Below are 16,617 nucleotides of genomic sequence, written 5' to 3' on the forward strand. Positions count from 1 at the left end.
GGACGCGGCCCTCGCAGGGTTCCCCGCCGCGTCCGACCGGGGGCTTGTGCGGCCTCAGGCCTCCGGGAAGTGGCAGGCGGCCTGCCGCTCGCCGGGCCCGGCGATCCTCAGCAGCGGCCGCTCGGTCCGGCAGATGTCCTGGGCCTTGGGGCAGCGCGGGTGGAAGGTGCAGCCGGGCGGCGGGTCGGCCGGGCTCGGCGGGTCGCCGAGCAGCACGATCCGCTCCCGGTTGCGCTCCGCCTCCGGGTCGGGCAGCGGGACGGCGGACAGCAGCGCCCTGGTGTACGGGTGCGCGGGAGCGCCGTACACCTCGGCCTTGTCGCCGATCTCCACGATCCGGCCCAGGTACATCACCGCGACCCGGTCGCAGACCCGCTTGACCACCGAGAGGTCGTGCGCGATGAACACGTACGCCAGCCCCAGCTCCTTCTGGAGCCGCTCCATCAGATTGACCACCTGGGCCTGGATGGAGACGTCCAGCGCGGAGACCGGCTCGTCGGCGATCACCAGCCGCGGCGAGGTGGCCAGCGAGCGGGCGATGCCGATGCGCTGGGCCTGGCCGCCGGAGAACTCGTGCGGGTAGCGGTCCAGGTGCTCGGGGATCAGCCCGACCAGCTCCATCAGCTCGCCGGCCCGCTTGCGCGCGTCCGCCGCGCTCCCGCCCTGGACCAGCAGCGGCTCGGAGATGATCCGGGCCACCGTCTGGCGGGGGTTGAGCGAGGAGTACGGGTCCTGGAAGACCATCTGGAGGTCGCGCCGGTGCGGGCGCAGCCGGGCCTGGGAGAGCCCGCCGATCTCGGTGCCGTCGAAGGTGACGGTGCCCGAGGTCGGGTCGAGCAGCCGGACGATCATCCGCCCGGTGGTGGACTTGCCGCAGCCGGACTCGCCGACCAGGCCGAGCGTCTCGCCCGCGCCGACGTCGAAGCTCACCCCGTCCACCGCCCGGATCGGCGCCCCGGGCCGGCCGGTGCGGCCGCGCCGGCCGGGGAAGGTCTTCACCAGGTCCCGGACGGACAGCAGCGGCGCGGTCGCGCCCTTCGTCGACGGTGTGGTCATCACAGCACCCCTTCCGGCACCAGCGGCAGGTGGCAGGCGGCCTGGTGGCCGGGGGCGAGCCGGTCGAGCACGGGGCGCTCGGCCAGGCAGCGGGTGTGCTCCTCGGCGGACGCCGCGGTGGTGCGGGCGCAGCGCGGGGCGAAGGAGCAGCCGGGGGCGGGGGCGATCAGCGACGGCGGGCTGCCGGGGATGGCCCGCAGCGGGGCGTCGTCGGCGTCGTCCAGGCGCGGCAGCGAGTCCAGCAGGCCGCGCGTGTACGGGTGCGCGGGCTGCGCGAACAGCCGGTCCACCGGGGCCTGTTCGGCGGCCCGGCCGCCGTACATGACCAGCACCTCGTGGGCGACCCGGGCGACCACGCCGAGGTCGTGGGTGATCATCACGACGCCGAGGCCGCGCTCCTGCTGGATCCGGGCGATCAGGTCGAGGATCTGCGCCTGGACGGTGACGTCGAGGGCCGTGGTGGGCTCGTCGGCGATCAGCAGCTCGGGCTCGCAGGCGAGCGCCATGGCGATCATGACGCGCTGGCGCATGCCGCCGGAGAACTGGTGCGGGTACTCGTCGACCCGGCGGGCCGGCTCCGGGATGCCGACCTCGGCCAGCATCTCCACCGCCTTGGCCCGCCCGGCCTTGCGGTTGGCCTTGAAGTGCACCCGGTAGTGCTCGGCGATCTGCTCCCCGACGGTGTAGAAGGGGTGCAGGCTGGACAGCGGGTCCTGGAAGATCATCGCGATCCGGCGGCCCCGGACGGTGCCCAGCTCCCGCTCCCCGAGCCCGTTCAGCTCCTGCCCGTTCAGCCGGATCGAGCCGGTGACGGCGGCGCCGCGGTGCAGGCCCATGACGGCGAGCGAGGTGACGGACTTTCCGCTGCCCGACTCACCGACCAGCCCGAGGGTGCGCCCGGCCTCGACGGCGAAGGAGATCCCGTCCACCGCGCGGACGGTGCCGCGCGGGGTGTCGAAGGCGACCTTGAGGTCCTCGACCTCCAACAGCCTGGTCATCAGTACCTCACTCTCGGGTCGACGAACGCGTAGAGCAGGTCGACCAGCAGGTTCGCCGCGACGATGAAGAAGGCCGCGAGCAGGGTGACCCCGAGGATGACGGGCTGGTCGGAACGGGCCAGGCCGTCGTAGAACAGCCGGCCGACGCCGGGCAGGCCGAAGATCGACTCGGTGATGACCGCGCCGGCCAGCAGGCCGCCGAGGTCCATGCCGAAGATGGTCAGGATCGGCGTCATCCCGGCGCGCAGCCCGTGCTTGACGGTGACCGTCCGCGGCGGCAGGCCCTTGGCCCGGGCGGTGCGGATGTACGGCTCGGCCATCGCCTCGATCATCGAGTTGCGGCTCTGCCGGGCGTACATGGCCGCGTACAGCAGGGCCAGCGCGATCCACGGCAGCAGCAGGTTGGAGCCCCACTCGAAGGGGTTCTCGGTGAACTTGTGGTACGAGGGGTAGGGCAGCAGCCCGGCCGTCCTGACGACGCCCCAGATCAGCATGATCGAGGTGAAGTAGACCGGCAGCGAGGCGGCGCCGACGGACAGCACCATCAGCGTCTTGTCGACCGGTCGGCCCTTGCGCAGCGCCGAGGTGACGCCCGCGCCGAGGCCGAGGACCAGCCAGAGCACGGCCGCGCCGAGGGCCAGCGAGACGGAGACCGGCAGCCGGTCGGTGAGCAGGTCCCAGACCGGCAGCCCGTACTCGTAGGAGTAGCCGAGGCAGGGGAAGCCGCAGTGCACCGCGCTGGGGCCGGAGCCGTAGTCGCGGCCGGCGAAGATGCCGCCGAGGTAGGCGAGGAACTGGTCCCAGACCGGCTTGTCCAGGCCCATCGCCGCCTTGACGTCGGCGAGCCGCTCGGGGCTGCAGGTCTTGCCGCAGGCGGCCGCGGCCGGGTCGTTGGGCAGCAGGTAGAAGATGGTGAAGGTGATGGCGCAGATGGCGAGCAGGATGCCCGCCACACCGAGCAGCCGGCGGCCGAGGTAGAGGATCACGACCGGCCTCCCCGGGGGTCGAGGATGTCGCGCAGCGCGTCCCCGAGCAGGGTGAAGGCGAGCACGGCGACGAACAGGAAGGCGGTCGGGATCAGGAAGTAGGTCGGGTCGGTCTCGTAGTGCACGATGCTCTCGGCGATCATCTGGCCCCAGGACGCGGTCGGCGGGCGGACGCCCACGCCGAGGTAGCTGAGCGCGGCCTCGGTGGCGATCATGCCGGGGATGAGCAGGGTGGTGTAGGCGATGATCGGGCCGGAGACGTTCGGCAGGATCTCGCGGGTGAGGATCCGCCAGGAGCGCGCCCCGCCGACCTTGGCGGCCTCGACGTACTCGCGGTGCTTGAGCGAGAGGGTCTGGCCGCGCACCACCCGGGCGATGCCGGGCCAGGTGAACAGCCCGATCACCAGGGTGATCAGCAGGATCCGGTTGACGTCCTTGGCCACCGACATCATCGCGATCATGAAGATCAGCGAGGGGAAGGACATCGTGAGGTCCATCAGCCGGGACAGCAGCGTGTCGACGCGGCCGCCGAAGTAGCCCGCCGCGATGCCGGCCAGGGTGCCGGCGATCACGACCACGGCGGTCGCGGTGAAGGCGATCAGCAGGGAGACCTGCCCGCCGTGCAGCACCCGGGCGAACAGGTCGCGGCCGCTGCCCGGTTCGACGCCCAGCCAGTGCCGGGCGCTGATGCCGCCGAAGTCGCCCCTGGGCACGCCGCCCAGGTACGGGTCGACGGCGCGCTTGTCGAACTCCTCGGGGGTCCAGCCGCCGAGCGCGCTGAGCGGTCCGGCCAGCGCCGTGATCAGGATCAGCACGCCGACGGTGATCAGCCCGAACCGGGCCGAGCCCTTGGCCCACAGCTGGTCCCAGACCAGCCGCCAGGGCCCGCGCCCGGCACTCTTCTTGGCGCCCCCCGCCGTGGCGTCGGCCACGGCGGCGGGCTCAGTGGTGGTACTCATCGCTGCCGGCCCCTCACTTGCCCTTGGCGGGGTCCTTGAGGCCGATGGCACCCAGGTCGAGCATCCCGGCGAAGCCCGAGTTGCCGAAGGCGCCGGCCACGTTGGTGCCGACCAGCAGGGGGCGGCGCTGCCAGATCAGCGGGACGGCCGGGGCCTTCTTCGCCAGGTCCTGGTCCAGCTGCTGCCAGGCCTTGTTGGCCTCGTTGACGTCCGTCATGGCCGCGATCTGGTCCATCCGGTCCATCGTGGCCTGGTCCTTGAACTGGCTCAGGTTGCCCTGGTTGCCCTTCTCCTTGATGGTGCGGCCGTCGAACTGGAACGGCAGGAAGGTCGCACCGGAGGGGTAGTCGGGACACCAGCCGCTGATGGTCAGGTCGGGGGCGTTCTTGATGTCGCCGACGGTGTCCTGGAAGGCGGACGGGTCGGTGGTGTTGATGGTGACCTGGACGCCGGCCTTGGACAGCGACTGCTGGATCGCCTCGGCACGGCTCTTGTCGCCGAGCGAGACGGTGAGCGAGACCTTGAGGTCGCTCTTGCCCGCCTCCTGGAGCAGCTTCTTGGCCTTCTCCGGGTCGCCGGCCGCCGGGACCTTCAGCGGGTCGGACTTGACGCCGCCGGTCAGCGAGGGCGGCAGGTAGGAGGTCGCCACGTCGGCCATCGCCGGGCCGCCGAAGGCCGTCACCTGCCCCTCGCGGTCGACCGCCCACATCATCGCCTCGCGCACCTTCGGGTCGTCGAAGGGGGCCTTGGCGGTGTTCATGTACAGCATGTCGGTGCAGCCGGTGACCTCGGCGGCCATCCGGGCCTTGACGTCCGGCTTGGGCAGCACCTTGGCGACGGTCTCGTGCGCCATCCACGGCATGTTGATCGCGTTGGCGTCGGCGCCGTCGCTGGCGATGATCCGGTCGTCGGCCTGGCCGCCCTTGATGCCCTGGGTGACCACGACCTTGTCCGGGTAGGCCTTGCGGACGGTGTCGGTGGCCGGGTCCCAGTTGGTGTTGCGGACCAGCACCAGCTGCTTGCCGCGGTCGTAGGTCTCGATCTTGTACGGACCGGAGGAGAACGGCCGGGCGTCGTACTGGGTGCCCTTCTCCTGGGACTGCGGCACCGGGGAGAAGGTCGGCAGCGAGACGGTGGAGGAGAACTCGGCGACCGGGCGCTTCAGGTGGAAGACGATCGTCCTGTCGTCCGGGGTCTCGATGCTCGCCAGGTGCTCGCCGTTCAGCGGGCCCTTGTAGTTCTCGCCGCCGGCCAGGTACTGGATCGCGTAGTCGGGGCCGCCGGTGAGGTCCGGGGAGTAGGACCGCTCGACGTTGTACTTGATGTCGGCGGACTTGATCGGCGTGCCGTCCTCGTACTTGAGGCCGTCCTTGAGGGTGAAGGTCCACACCTTGCCGCCCTCGGAGGACTTGCCGAGGTCGGTGGCGAGGTCCGGGACGATCTCGCTGCCCGCCGCGCCCGGCTCGGCCTTGAAGGTGGTCAGGGTGCGGTAGAGCAGCCGGGTGCCGAAGTCCATGTGCGGCACCACCCAGCTGCGGGCCGGGTCGAGGTGCGCGAAGTCCTGGTTGGTCAGGACGGTGAGGGTCCCGCCCTTGACGGGGGTGCCGCCGATGACCGAGCCGGACGCGGCGCCCGGGCCCTTGCCGTCGGAGGGGGCGGCGTCGCTGCCGCTGTCACTCTTGTCGTTGGAGCAGGCCCCGAGGCCGAGGGTGAGGGTCGCCGCGAGGGCCGCCGCGAGGGCGGCGTGGGTGCGCCTGGTCATGTGCAACTCCGCTGTGGGGGGCCCGATCCGCCGGATCTGGCCGCTGCGCTGTGTGACCCGTAACATAGTAATGTGAAATTGCACTGCACAAGAGGTGACGGCTCCCGTTACCGAGCTGTGTCCGTGCCAGGCATCTCCCCAGCCCCACCAAGGAGTTCACCGGTGACCCTTCCCCCGACCGGCCTCAACACCGGGAGCCACGACCTCCCGGTCTCCCCCGCCCTCGCCTCGTTCATGGGCACCCGGTGGGCCGCCACCCCCATTCCCGCCGACCTGCGCGTCCCCGGCCACGACCGCTTCCCCGGCCGCCGCGCCCGGCTCTCCACCGTCTTCCCCGGCGAGCGGCTGATCGTCCCGTCCGGCCGGCTCAAGGTCCGCTGCAACGACCTCGACTACCGCTTCCGCCCGCACAGCGCGTACGTCTGGCTCACCGGCCTCACCGGCGAGGACCAGGCCGACCACGTCCTCGTCCTCGAACCGGCCGGCCCCGAGGGCCACGAGCCGGTGCTCTACCTGCGCCCCCGCTCCCCCCGCGACGGCGGCGAGTTCTACCGCGACCGCCGCTACGGCGAGTTCTGGGTCGGCGCCCGGCCCGACCTCGCCGAGGCGGCGCAGCTCACCGGGGTGCGCACCGAACACCTCGACGACCTCGGCAAACTGCTCACCGGCCCCCAGCCGCCCACCCGGGTGCTGGTCGGCACCGACCCGCTGGTCGACGAGGCCACCGGGCGCCCGAACGGCGACCACCGGGACAGCGAACTGGCCGCCGTCCTCTCCGAGTTGCGCCTGGTCAAGGACGAATGGGAGATCGGACAGCTGCAACTGGCCGTCGACCACACCACCACCGGCTTCGAGGACGTCGTCCGCGCCCTGCCCACCGCACTGCGCCACCACCGCGGCGAGCGCTGGATCGAGGGCGTCTTCGACCTGCGCGCCCGCGCCGAGGGCAACGGCACCTCCTACACCACCATCGCCGCCTCCGGCGCCCACGCCTGCGTGCTGCACTGGATCCGCAACGACGGCGCCCTCGACCCGAACTCCCTGCTCCTCCTGGACGCCGGCGTCGAGACCGACACCCTCTACGCCGCCGACATCACCCGCACCCTCCCGCTCAGCGGCACCTTCACCCCGGTCCAGCGCCAGGCCTACGACCTCGTCCTCGCCGCCCAGAGCGCCGGCATCGCCACGCTGCGCCCGGGGGCCCGGTTCCGCGACTTCCACCGCGCCGCCATGCGGGTCATCGCCGAAGGCCTCGCCGACTGGGGCGTCCTGCCCGTCTCCGCCGAGGAGGCCCTCGCCGAGGACAACGGCCTCTACCGCCGCTACACCCTCTGCGGCAGCGGCCACATGCTCGGCCTCGACTACCACGACTGCGCCAAGTCCCGCGCCGACCGCTACCTCGACGGCACCCTGGAGGAGGGCATGGTCCTCACCGTCGAGCCCGGCCTCTACCTCCAGCCCGACGACGAGACCCTCCCCGCCGAACTCCGCGGCCTCGGCATCCGCATCGAGGACGACCTGGTCATCACCGCCGACGGCGCCCACCTGATGTCCGGCGCCCTCCCCCGCACCGCCACCGACGTCGAATCCTGGATGGCGGACCTGCTGCCCTGAGGAGGCAGCGGACGATCAAGCCACCTTGATCGTCCGCTCCCCTCGCCGAATCGTCACCTCGACCTCGCCGCCGATCGCCGCCGAATACGCCCGCAGGTTGTCCAGGCTGTCCACCTGCCCGTGCTCGATCTGCGACACCCGCGCCTGACTCACGCCCATCAGCGCCGCCACCTCCTTCTGGGTGAGGTCGGCCGCCTTCCGCATCTCGGCCAGCTCGTAGCCGCGAATCCGGGCCAGGTTCTCCTTCCGGATCCGAGCCCGGTCGGCCTCCGCCTCCGGCGAGGCCAACCAGGGGTTGATCCGCTGCGCCTCGGCCCACACCTCGGTCCAACTACGACCCTTCACGCTCACGCTCCCTTTTCCTCGACGTACTGCTCATAGCGAGCTTCCGCCAGCGGGATGTTGATGTCGTACCACCGGGACCACTCCCCGTTCTTGTCGCCGGCGACCAGGATGACGGGCCTCCCGCTCGACATCGAAAACGAAGAGCAATCGAACCTCGGAGCGCCCCACCGAGCCGGGCCGAAGCTCCTTCAGGTTGTGCAACTTGCTTCCATGAATCCGGTCCACCAGCGGGCGCCCGAGCAGTGGCCCCCTCCTGGCGAGCAACTCGATCGCGTCGGCGATCTGGTCGGCCGTGTCCGGGTCCTTGACAGCGATGTCCAGGAACCAGTCGTTCACCGGACCAATGAGTGTGATCTCCCATATGGAACCAAATTAAGTTGTCCCTTATACGTTACGCGCATTCCCGCTCAATCCACCCCTGCGAGGGACAACACGCCGAGTCCCGCGCGCCCCCGACGCCCTACCCCCGCGCCGCCCGCCAGAGCTCCGCGACGATCTGCTCCGCAGGCCCCGTGCGGGCCAGGTGGTGGGCGGTGCCGGCCCAGAGGTGCATGGCGGCCGTGTCGCCGCGGCGGGCGGCGGCGGCGCGCAGGGGGGTGGTGAGGCGGTTGACCTCGGGGTAGGCGGGCGGGGCGTACGGGCCGTGGCGGTCGATGAAGGCGTTGCGCAGGCCGCGGGCCGGGCGGCCGGTGAAGGCACGGGTGACGACCGTCTCCGGCAGCTCGACGAGCGCGGCCCGGTGGGCGGCCGCGGCCCCGGACTCGTCCGACCGCAGCAGGGCCGTGCCCAGCTGCACCGCCGCCGCTCCCGCCCGCAGGGCCGCCGCGACGGCCGGGCCGTCGCCGAGCCCGCCCGCGGCGATCAGCGGCAGCGCCGTCACCTCCCGCACGGCGGGCAGCAGGTGGAGCAGCGGCAGCTCCCCCGGCTCGTCCGTCACCCGGTGGGTGCCGCGGTGGCCGCCCGCCTCCGGGCCCTGCACGCACAGCGCGTCCATCCCGACCGCCTGCGCCGCCCGCGCCTCCTCCGGCGTGGTGACGGTGCCGATCTGGGTCGTCCCGGCCGCCCGCAGCGCCGCCGCCTCCTCGGCCGTCGGCAGCCCGAAGGTGTACGAGACCACCGGCACCGGGTCCGCGAGCAGCGCGGCCAGCTTGGCCTCCCAGTCGTCCCGGTCCGGCCCGTCCTCCTCCGGCAGCGTCACGCCCCACCGCTCGGCCTCGGGCCGCAGCCGCTCCCGGTAGGCGGCGACGGCCGCCCGGTCCCCGGGCGTGCCCGGCACGAAGAGGTTCACCCCGTACGGCCGGTCGGTCGACGCCCGCACCGCGGCGATCTGCTCGGACATCCCGGCGGCGGTCCTCATCCCGGCGGCCAGGAAGCCCAGCCCGCCGGCCCGGTTCACCGCCGCGACCAGTGCGGGCGTCGAGGGCCCGCCCGCCATCGGGGCGGCGATCACGGGGACGGCGAGCTCGTCGAGCCGGACGGTCATCGGGCGCTCCTCACACTGCTGCGGGTACGGAACACCCCCACCCTACGCTCGGCGGATCAGCCCCCGCCGCCGTGCCTCGCGCACCGCCGCCGTGCGCGAGTCCACCCCCAACTTGGTGTAGATGTGCACCAGATGGGACTTCACCGTGGCCTGGCTCAGGTGCAGCCGCTGGCTGACCTGCTGGTTGGTCAGCCCGTCCGCGACCAGCCCCAGCACCTCGGTCTCCCGGGCGCTGAGCGCCGCCGCCGGCGTCCGCATCCGCTCCAGCAGCCGGTCCGCGACGCTGGGCGCCAGCGCGCTGCGCCCGGCGGCGGCGGCCCGTACGGCCTGGGCGAGCTCCTCCGGCGGGGCGTCCTTCAGCAGGTAGCCGGTGGCGCCCGCCTCCAGGGCCGGCAGGGTGTCCGCGTCGGTGTCGTACGTGGTGACGACCAGGACCCGCGGCGCGCCCTCCCGGGCGGTGATCGCCGCGGTGGCCTGCGCCCCGTTCATCGCCGAGCCCGGCCCGAACTGGAGGTCCATCAGCACCACGTCCACGCCCGGTTCCGCCGCCAGTTCGACGGCCCGCTCGGCGGTGGCCGCCTCCGCCACGATGGCGAAGTCCGGCTCGCACTCCAGCACCGCCCGCAGCCCGGCCCGCACCACCGGGTGGTCGTCCGCGATGAGCAGCCCGATCACGGGCCGGCCTCCGGGGTGACCGGCAGCTGCACCGCCACCGTGGTGCCCTGCCCGGGCGCCGACTCCACCGTGAAGCGGCCGCCGAGCGCCCGCGCCCGGGCCCGCATCGAGGGCAGCCCGAACCCGCCTTCCCCGTCGGGGCGGCCGGCCGCCACCACCGCCGGGTCGAACCCGGCGCCGTCGTCGTACACGTCCAGTGCCACTTCGCCCTCCATGTAGCTGAGCGTCACGTCGGCCCGCGAGGCGCCCGCGTGCCGGACGGTGTTGCCGAGCGCCGACTGCGCGATCCGCAGCAGCGCGACCTCCTGCGCGGCCGGCAGCCGGACCGGGTCGCCGAAGACGTGCAGGTGGACGGGCAGCGTGCCGTGCGCCGTCGTCGTCGCGCACAGCCGCTCCAGCGCGACCGGCAGCGGGTCGCCGTCCAGCGCGGGCGGGGTGAGCGCCCGGACGAACCTGCGGGCCTCGTCCAGGTTGTCCTGGGCGGCCTGCCGCGCCTGCTCGACGTACCCGGCGGCGGCCTCGGTGCGCTCCGGCAGGGCCCGCTGGGCCGCCCGCAGCAGCAGCTGGATGGAGCTGAGGCTCTGCGCGAGGGTGTCGTGGATCTCCCGGGCGAGCCGCTCCCGCTCGGCCAGCACCCCGGCCGCGTGGTGCGCGGCGGCGAGGTCGGCGCGGGCGGCGGTCAGTTCGTCGATCAGCCGGCGGCGCTCCTCGCTCTCCCGGTACAGCGCCTGGTAGCCGAGCACGGTGGCGGTGGCGACGGCCGCGCCGAGCGCGGGCCCGATCGAGGCGGCGAAGCTGAAGCTGTGCTGGTGCCAGGACCAGGCGGCGATCGACGCGGCGGCGGTCAGCCCGACGGCGACGAGCCCACCGCGCCGCCCCAGCAGGTGCAGTTCCAGGAAGTACAGCGGGAACGCCAGCCAGACCCCGTCCTGGGTGGCGATCAGCACGCCCGCCCAGGTGGCGCCGAGCAGCACCAGCCAGAGTGCGGCCGCCCGGCGCGAGCGGCGCACGGCGGCCAGCTGCGGCCCGACGGTGTAGACGGCGGCCATCGCGGTGGCCGCGGCGGCGACGGCGGCGGGGTCGCCGCCCCGGTCGACGAAGACGGCCCGGGCGACGGCGAGCGCGAGCAGGCCCGCAACGAGCAGGTGCAGGCAGACCTGGAGGACGCGGGCGACGGGGGTGGTTCTGGATCGTTCGGTCGCCATCCGTCCAGCCTAAGTTCCGCGTCGGCGTCCGGCATCAATCAAAAGGTTGAACTCGGCCTCTTCCCTTTGATGCCCAGGATGCAATCCCCGGCGCGATGCCCCGGGGCCCCTCCGTCCGGGACGGTGGAAGAGTCGAAAACACCTGTGCAGAGGAAGGTTCACCGTGTTCGTCGCCTGGAGGGACCTGAGGTTCGCCAAGGGGCGGTTCGCCTTGATGGGGACCGTCATCGTGCTGATCACCGTACTGGTCGGCCTGCTGTCCGGGCTGACCGCCGGGCTCGGCCGGCAGAACATCTCCGCGATCACCGGCCTGCCCGCCGACCACCTGGTCTTCGGCAAGCCGGCCGACGGGCAGAAGCTCTCCTTCACCGATTCCCAGGTCACCCCCGACCAGTGGCAGGGCTGGGCCCGCGAGCCCGGCGTCACCTCCGCCCAGCCGCTCGGCATCACCACCACCAAGGCCGCCGCCGGGCAGCGCACCGCCGCGCTCTCCGCCTTCGGCGTCCCGGAGGACTCCGGGCTCGCCCCGCAGGGCACCCGGATCGCCCCCGGCCAGGCCGTGCTGTCCAGGACCGCCGCCGAGAACCTGGGCGGCCTCGCCCCCGGCGCCGAGTTCACCCTCGGCGGCCACCCGCTGCGGGTCGCCGCCGTCCAGGGCGACGCCGCCTACAGCCACACCCCGGTGATCTGGACCTCCCTCGGCGACTGGCAGCAGGCCGCCCCCGGCGGCACCGGCCACGCCACCGTCATCGCCCTCACCACGGCGAAGGGCGCCGACCTGGCCGCCGCCGACGCGCGCCACGGCACCGAGACCCGCACCCGCGACGACGCCCTCACCGCGATCGGGTCCTACACCTCGGAGAACGGCTCCCTCCAGCTGATGCGCGGCTTCCTGTTCGCCATCTCCGCCCTGGTGATCGGCGCGTTCTTCACGGTCTGGACGATCCAGCGCAGCGGCGACATCGCCGTCCTCAAGGCCCTCGGCGCCTCCACCCGCTACCTGCTGCGCGACGCCCTCGGCCAGGCCGTCCTGCTGCTGGTGCTCGGCACCCTGCTGGGCACCGCGGTCGCGGCCGGCTTCGGCGCGCTGATCGGCTCCGCCGTCCCCTTCGTCCTGGACGCCCCGACCGTCCTGCTGCCCGCCGCCGTCATGATCGCCCTCGGCGCGATCGGCGCGGCCCTGTCCATCCGCCGGATCACCTCCGTCGACCCGCTGACCGCCCTGGGGAGCGCCCGATGAGCTTGACCCTCGACCGCATCACCCTGACCTACCCGGACGGCGACGGCCGGCTCACGGCCCTGGACGAGGTCTCGCTGACCGTCCCCAAGGGCTCGCTCACCGCCGTCGTCGGCCCCTCCGGCTCCGGCAAGTCCAGCCTGCTGGCGGTCGCCGCCACCCTGATCACCCCGGACTCCGGGCAGGTCGTCATCGACGGCACCGACACCACGGGCCTCGACCGGGCGGAACTCACCGCGCTGCGCCGCACCAGGATCGGGATCGTCTTCCAGCAGCCCAATCTGCTGCCCTCGCTCACCGCGGTGGAGCAGCTGCAGGTGATGGCCCACCTGGACGGCCGCGCCCCGCGCACCGCCCTGCCCCGGGCCCTGGAACTCCTGGACGCCGTCGGCCTGCGCGACCAGGCCGCCCGCCGCCCGCACCAGCTCTCCGGCGGCCAGCGCCAGCGGGTCAACATCGCCCGCGCGCTGATGAACGACCCCACCGTCCTGCTGGTGGACGAACCGACCAGCGCCCTCGACCACGAGCGCGGCGCCGCCGTCCTGGACCTGATCACCGACCTCACCCACCGCCGGGCCACCGCCACCGTCCTGGTCACCCACGACCGAACCCACCTGACGGCCGTCGACCAGGTCGCCGAGGTCCACGACGGCCGGCTGACCCTGCCCGCGGCGGCGCTCTAGCCGACCAGCTCCGCCACCGACAGCGTCACCGTCGTCCCGGGCAGCGCGAACACCTGCCCGGGACGGTGCACCACCCACTCCCCGGGGAACCGCTCAAAGAGGGCCTCGGCCATCTCCACCGCGCTGCTCCGCACGGATGACGGCTACTTCTTGGCGATGAGCACGTCGTCCACCGAGAGCGTCACAGCCGCCCCGATGGACTCCGGCAGGGTGAAGGACTGGCCGGGGTGGTGGACGGCGTGCACCCGGTACTCCCCGTCCCGCGGTTCGGTCAGAACCATGACCTTCAGGTTCTTGCGGTCGACGATGACGTATGCGGGCACTCCTGCTTCGGCGTACAGCAACGGCTTGATCTTCAGGTCGATCAAGTGGTTCGACGACGTCACTTCCAGCACAAGCCTGAAAATCACAGGGTCGTAGCAGTTGCGCTCGATCAAGTGGTCGGCATAGTCGGCATCGACGATCGACATGTCCGGGACGGCGAAGTCCGACGGGCCGCCGGGCAGCCAGAGGCCGATCCCCTGGATCAATCGGGTCGTCTCGCCGTGGAGACCCGCGACGAGGAGCGGAATGCTGATGCTGGTGAGAGAGTCACCGTGTTGTCCGTCCGGAGGCGGTGTCACTGTGATCTGTCCTCCGAGGATCTCGACCCGGTGCCCCGCGAACTGCGTGGAGATCAGCTCGGCGGTTTCGAGCAGCGTCGGCTGCTCGAAAGGCTCTTCCACTGCTGCGGCGGACATGGAATTCCTCCTGGCTGCCGATGTCGAGAGCATCATCGTAGAACTCGGACGCCTCCCGGCGCCCGATCCTCGATCCTCACCCGGACGAGTGGTTCAGCTCCGGCGGGCCCCGAGTCGCAGGGCCGAGGCCTCCGGCTCGGCGGGCTTCTCGCCGCCGGCCCACAGCGAGCGGACGTGGCTGAGGTGGCGGGTCATGCAGGCCTCGGCGCCGGCCGAGTCCCCGGCGAGCATCAGGTCCAGCAGCTCCAGGTGCTCCTCGGCCGAGGAGACCAGCTCGCCGCGCTCGTCGAGCCGGTTGAGGCCGTACAGCCGCGAGCGCTTGCGCAGGTCGCCGACGACCTCGACCAGGCGGGAGTTGCCGGCCAGCCCCAGCACGTCCAGGTGGAACTGGCGGTCGGCCTCCAGGTAGCCGATCAGGTCGTGCTTGCGGGCCGCCGCGACGATCGCCTCTGCCTGCGGGCGCAGCCGTTCCAGTTGCTCCTTGGTGGCGGTGCGCGCCACCCGGCCGACGGTCGGGACCTCGATCAGGGCGCGGATCTCGGTGAAGTCGTCGAGGTCGCGGTCGGTCAGCTCGGTGACGCGGAAGCCCTTGTTGCGGACGGCCTCGACGAGGCCCTCGCGGGCGAGGTCGAGCATGGCCTCGCGGACCGGGGTCGCGGAGACCCCGAAGTCGGCGGCGAGCGCGGGTGCGGAGTAGACCACGCCGGGGCGCAGTTCGCCGGAGATCAGGGCCGCCCGGAGTGCGTGGGCGACCTGGTCGCGAAGCCGCTCCTGTACGGAGATCAGGGTGCGGGATTTGAGGTCGGCCATGGTGTTCCTCCGGGTGGGTGCAGAACACCAGCGTACAATGTCACGTTACGTTGCGTACGCGACAGCCGGTGATTCGAACACCCGTCACCGGCCCGCCGGGCCGGCCCTCCGTGACGCCGAATGCCATGGTGGCAGCGGCCGTCGGCCGTGACAACGGCCGACGGCACACGATCTTCGGGTCCGCACGGAGGGCTACGCCCGACGGAACCGGCCCACCAGGGTGCTCAGACCGGCCGCGCCGTCGCCGGCCGCCACGCCCCGCCGGACCGCCTCCGCGAGGACGGCCGGCAGGGCGCCGTCCACCCCGGAGGCCTCCGCGGTGTCCCGGACGTGCTCGATGCTCGCGAGTGCCATCGTCAGCCGGTCGACGTCCCCGCGGTGGTCCCCGGCGGTGATCCGCGGCGCGTAGAACTCGATCATCCGCGGCACCAGCGAGGCGGTGGGCAGGGCGTACGGCCGGAACTCCTCGGCCGAGATGCCGTTGGCCTCGGCGATCGCCGTGGCGTGCAGGTAGCCGACCATCGAGGACCAGAACAGGTCCATCTGGATCTGGTAGTACAGCTGCGCCAGCCCGGGGTCGTCGCCCCGGTAGTCGGCCCCGGTGAGCACCTCCAGGGCCGCCCGGTGCCGCTGGAACAGTTCGACCGGGCCGCTGTAGAAGGTGGACGACTCGGGGCTGCCGATGCCCGACGGCGGCACCTGCACCCCGCCGGTCAGGTGGCCGGCGCCGCGTTCGGCCAGCCAGCGGGCGGCCTCGCGGGCCCGCCCGGGAGTGTCCGAGCCGAGGTTCACGATCGTCCTCCCCCGCAGCGCCGGCTCGACCGACTCCAGCACCTCGAACACCGCGTCGTAGTCGGTGAGGCTGAGTACCACCAGGTCGTTCGCCGCCACCGCCGCCTCGGCGTCGGATGCGGCCCGCGCACCCCGGGCGACGAGCGCGTCGGCCCGCCCGGCGGTGCGGTTCCACACCGTGACGGCGTACCCGGCGTCCAGGAACGCCCCGGCCATGGCCTGCCCCATCGGGCCGAGCCCGATCACCGTCACTGATCGCCGTGCCTGCTGCTCCACGGACATGCGCTTCCCCTCCTCTGGAACGAACGCTCTATCCAGAGCGCCGGGCCGACGCTAGCACAGGACTGGAACGAACGCTCTACCCAGAATCTCGGCTAGGATCGCGGCGTGAACACGCCCGAGAGAGCCGACGCGAAAGCGAGCGCGAGGACGAGCTCGAAGACGAGCTCGAAGACGAGCTCGAAGACGAGCTCGAAGGCCGAAGCGAAGCCCGGCACCCGCGAGCGGATCGTCCGGGCCACCTCCCGGCTGCTGCAGCGCCAGGGGTACGAGGGCACCGGGATCAAGCAGATCTCCCGCGAGGCCGAGGCCACCCTCGGCTCCGTCTACCACTTCTTCCCGGGCGGCAAGCAGGAGTTGGCCGCCGAGGCGATCCGGCACGGGGACGAGGAGTTCGCCGTCCTGCTGCGCGCCGGGCTCGGCTCCTCGCCGGACCTGGGCGAGGCGATGACCTCCTGCACCCGGATGCTCGCCACGGAACTGCGCGAGTCCGACTGGCAGGACGGCTGCCCGATCACCAGCACGGCCCTGGAGACGGTCGGCCGGGTGCCGGTGATCGAGGAGGCGGTGACCGAGGCCTTCGCCAACTGGCGGGCCGTCGTGGCGGAACGGCTGCTCGCCGCCGGCATCGGCGAGCAGGACGCCCGCGAGCTGGCCGGCACCGTGATCAGCACCCTGGAGGGCGCCGAGCTCGCCGCCCAGGTCGCCCGCAGCGAGCAGCCGCTGCTGGTCACCGGCAAACACCTGGCCCGCCTGCTCACCACCTACGCCGACGACCGGGCCTGACCCGCGGCACCGGGCCGCCTGCCCGAAAGACGAACCGAAAGACGAACCGAAGGACGAGCCGAGAGACGGGCCCGAGAAGCCCGGGAGACGGCCGGAAAACGTGAGGAGCCGGCGCAGCGGGGGGTACCATCCCCCGTCGCCGACACCGGTTTCACAACACCCAAACAACGCCAGGACGAACGCACTAGTAGAAAGAAGCCGCGCGGT

General features: G+C 72.6%; 18 protein-coding genes. 4 read left to right on the forward strand and 14 right to left on the reverse strand.

Going from position 1 to position 16,617, the window contains the following annotated elements:
* Window positions 1-54: 54 nt before the first annotated feature.
* From ACFWJ4_RS17130 to ACFWJ4_RS17150, 5 genes are read right to left on the reverse strand one after another with little or no spacing between them, the layout of a single operon-like run.
* Window positions 55-1,056: an oligopeptide/dipeptide ABC transporter ATP-binding protein gene (locus ACFWJ4_RS17130; protein WP_359901083.1), complete on the reverse strand. Its 1,002-nt coding sequence runs from the start codon at window positions 1,054-1,056 to the stop codon at window positions 55-57.
* The gene (locus ACFWJ4_RS17135; protein WP_380544636.1) at window positions 1,056-2,054 is read right to left on the reverse strand and encodes an ABC transporter ATP-binding protein; all 999 of its coding nucleotides are present in this window, start codon (window positions 2,052-2,054) and stop codon (window positions 1,056-1,058) included. The genes ACFWJ4_RS17130 and ACFWJ4_RS17135 overlap by 1 nt, the downstream gene beginning before the upstream one ends.
* Entirely contained in the window at window positions 2,054-3,040 is a 987-nt protein-coding gene (locus ACFWJ4_RS17140) for an ABC transporter permease (protein WP_359901089.1), read from the reverse strand. Before ACFWJ4_RS17140 ends, ACFWJ4_RS17135 begins: the two co-directional genes overlap by 1 nt.
* The gene (locus ACFWJ4_RS17145) at window positions 3,037-3,999 is read right to left on the reverse strand and encodes an ABC transporter permease (RefSeq protein ID WP_359901091.1); all 963 of its coding nucleotides are present in this window, start codon (window positions 3,997-3,999) and stop codon (window positions 3,037-3,039) included. Before ACFWJ4_RS17145 ends, ACFWJ4_RS17140 begins: the two co-directional genes overlap by 4 nt.
* 13 nt (window positions 4,000-4,012) lie before the next feature.
* Window positions 4,013-5,761: an ABC transporter substrate-binding protein gene (locus ACFWJ4_RS17150; RefSeq protein WP_380544639.1), complete on the reverse strand. Its 1,749-nt coding sequence runs from the start codon at window positions 5,759-5,761 to the stop codon at window positions 4,013-4,015.
* A gap of 162 nt (window positions 5,762-5,923) precedes the next feature.
* Between ACFWJ4_RS17150 and ACFWJ4_RS17155 the strand changes: the two genes are divergently transcribed.
* A complete protein-coding gene (locus ACFWJ4_RS17155) occupies window positions 5,924-7,375 on the forward strand; it encodes an aminopeptidase P family protein (RefSeq protein ID WP_380544642.1) in 1,452 nt (483 codons plus the stop codon).
* A gap of 15 nt (window positions 7,376-7,390) precedes the next feature.
* Here the strand turns inward: ACFWJ4_RS17155 and ACFWJ4_RS17160 are convergent, their stop codons facing one another.
* The 5 genes from ACFWJ4_RS17160 to ACFWJ4_RS17180 all read right to left on the reverse strand — a co-directional run bounded on the left by ACFWJ4_RS17160 (window position 7,391) and on the right by ACFWJ4_RS17180 (window position 11,083).
* The gene (locus tag ACFWJ4_RS17160; RefSeq protein WP_380544645.1) at window positions 7,391-7,726 is read right to left on the reverse strand and encodes an XRE family transcriptional regulator; all 336 of its coding nucleotides are present in this window, start codon (window positions 7,724-7,726) and stop codon (window positions 7,391-7,393) included.
* 24 nt (window positions 7,727-7,750) lie between these two features.
* Complete coding sequence (locus tag ACFWJ4_RS17165; RefSeq protein ID WP_380544648.1) at window positions 7,751-8,056, reverse strand: type II toxin-antitoxin system RelE/ParE family toxin; 306 nt, start codon at window positions 8,054-8,056, stop codon at window positions 7,751-7,753.
* Between the two features lie 124 nt (window positions 8,057-8,180).
* Window positions 8,181-9,203 carry a nitronate monooxygenase gene (locus tag ACFWJ4_RS17170; protein ID WP_380544650.1) on the reverse strand — a complete coding sequence of 341 codons (1,023 nt, stop codon included), beginning with the start codon at window positions 9,201-9,203 and terminating at the stop codon, window positions 8,181-8,183.
* Window positions 9,204-9,245: 42 nt separating this feature from the next.
* Window positions 9,246-9,878 carry a response regulator gene (locus ACFWJ4_RS17175; RefSeq protein ID WP_380544653.1) on the reverse strand — a complete coding sequence of 211 codons (633 nt, stop codon included), beginning with the start codon at window positions 9,876-9,878 and terminating at the stop codon, window positions 9,246-9,248.
* A complete protein-coding gene (locus ACFWJ4_RS17180; RefSeq protein ID WP_380544656.1) occupies window positions 9,875-11,083 on the reverse strand; it encodes a sensor histidine kinase in 1,209 nt (402 codons plus the stop codon). Before ACFWJ4_RS17180 ends, ACFWJ4_RS17175 begins: the two co-directional genes overlap by 4 nt.
* Window positions 11,084-11,246: 163 nt before the next feature.
* Between ACFWJ4_RS17180 and ACFWJ4_RS17185 the strand changes: the two genes are divergently transcribed.
* A complete protein-coding gene (locus ACFWJ4_RS17185; RefSeq protein WP_359901111.1) occupies window positions 11,247-12,323 on the forward strand; it encodes an ABC transporter permease in 1,077 nt (358 codons plus the stop codon).
* Window positions 12,320-13,003, forward strand: a complete 684-nt coding sequence (locus ACFWJ4_RS17190; protein WP_380352890.1) for an ABC transporter ATP-binding protein — start codon at window positions 12,320-12,322, stop codon at window positions 13,001-13,003. The genes ACFWJ4_RS17185 and ACFWJ4_RS17190 overlap by 4 nt, the downstream gene beginning before the upstream one ends.
* On the opposite strand, the gene ACFWJ4_RS17195 is transcribed toward ACFWJ4_RS17190, so the two are convergent.
* The 4 genes from ACFWJ4_RS17195 to ACFWJ4_RS17210 all read right to left on the reverse strand — a co-directional run bounded on the left by ACFWJ4_RS17195 (window position 13,000) and on the right by ACFWJ4_RS17210 (window position 15,627).
* A complete protein-coding gene (locus ACFWJ4_RS17195; protein ID WP_380544659.1) occupies window positions 13,000-13,137 on the reverse strand; it encodes a hypothetical protein in 138 nt (45 codons plus the stop codon). The two genes, ACFWJ4_RS17190 and ACFWJ4_RS17195, sit on opposite strands and share 4 nt — an antisense overlap.
* A gap of 9 nt (window positions 13,138-13,146) precedes the next feature.
* Window positions 13,147-13,743, reverse strand: coding sequence for a Uma2 family endonuclease (locus ACFWJ4_RS17200; protein WP_380544661.1), 597 nt, complete (start codon window positions 13,741-13,743; stop codon window positions 13,147-13,149).
* 93 nt (window positions 13,744-13,836) lie between these two features.
* Window positions 13,837-14,553: a GntR family transcriptional regulator gene (locus ACFWJ4_RS17205; protein WP_380352892.1), complete on the reverse strand. Its 717-nt coding sequence runs from the start codon at window positions 14,551-14,553 to the stop codon at window positions 13,837-13,839.
* 192 nt (window positions 14,554-14,745) lie between these two features.
* Window positions 14,746-15,627: an NAD(P)-dependent oxidoreductase gene (locus tag ACFWJ4_RS17210; protein ID WP_380544664.1), complete on the reverse strand. Its 882-nt coding sequence runs from the start codon at window positions 15,625-15,627 to the stop codon at window positions 14,746-14,748.
* Window positions 15,628-15,852: 225 nt separating this feature from the next.
* Here ACFWJ4_RS17210 and ACFWJ4_RS17215 point away from each other — a divergent pair, with 225 nt between their 5' ends.
* Window positions 15,853-16,410 (forward strand): TetR/AcrR family transcriptional regulator, encoded by a 558-nt coding sequence (locus ACFWJ4_RS17215; RefSeq protein ID WP_380544707.1) that lies wholly within the window; start codon window positions 15,853-15,855, stop codon window positions 16,408-16,410.
* The last annotated feature ends 207 nt before the right edge of the window (window positions 16,411-16,617 follow it).

The sequence above is a fragment of the Kitasatospora sp. NPDC127067 genome, from assembly GCF_042724755.1.
Classification (GTDB): domain Bacteria; phylum Actinomycetota; class Actinomycetes; order Streptomycetales; family Streptomycetaceae; genus Kitasatospora; species Kitasatospora lactacystinica.

Bases quoted from the DNA above. Each gene is read 5' to 3' on its own strand.
- ACFWJ4_RS17130 (WP_359901083.1), bottom strand. From the start codon at position 1,056: ATGACCACACCGTCGACGAAGGGCGCGACCGCGCCGCTGCTGTCCGTC.
- ACFWJ4_RS17190 (WP_380352890.1), top strand. From the start codon at position 12,320: ATGAGCTTGACCCTCGACCGCATCACCCTGACCTACCCGGACGGCGAC.
- ACFWJ4_RS17145 (WP_359901091.1), bottom strand. From the start codon at position 3,999: ATGAGTACCACCACTGAGCCCGCCGCCGTGGCCGACGCCACGGCGGGG.
- ACFWJ4_RS17170 (WP_380544650.1), bottom strand. From the start codon at position 9,203: ATGACCGTCCGGCTCGACGAGCTCGCCGTCCCCGTGATCGCCGCCCCG.
- ACFWJ4_RS17150 (WP_380544639.1), bottom strand. From the start codon at position 5,761: ATGACCAGGCGCACCCACGCCGCCCTCGCGGCGGCCCTCGCGGCGACC.
- ACFWJ4_RS17135 (WP_380544636.1), bottom strand. From the start codon at position 2,054: ATGACCAGGCTGTTGGAGGTCGAGGACCTCAAGGTCGCCTTCGACACC.
- ACFWJ4_RS17205 (WP_380352892.1), bottom strand. From the start codon at position 14,553: ATGGCCGACCTCAAATCCCGCACCCTGATCTCCGTACAGGAGCGGCTT.
- ACFWJ4_RS17200 (WP_380544661.1), bottom strand. From the start codon at position 13,743: ATGTCCGCCGCAGCAGTGGAAGAGCCTTTCGAGCAGCCGACGCTGCTC.
- ACFWJ4_RS17210 (WP_380544664.1), bottom strand. From the start codon at position 15,627: ATGTCCGTGGAGCAGCAGGCACGGCGATCAGTGACGGTGATCGGGCTC.
- ACFWJ4_RS17180 (WP_380544656.1), bottom strand. From the start codon at position 11,083: ATGGCGACCGAACGATCCAGAACCACCCCCGTCGCCCGCGTCCTCCAG.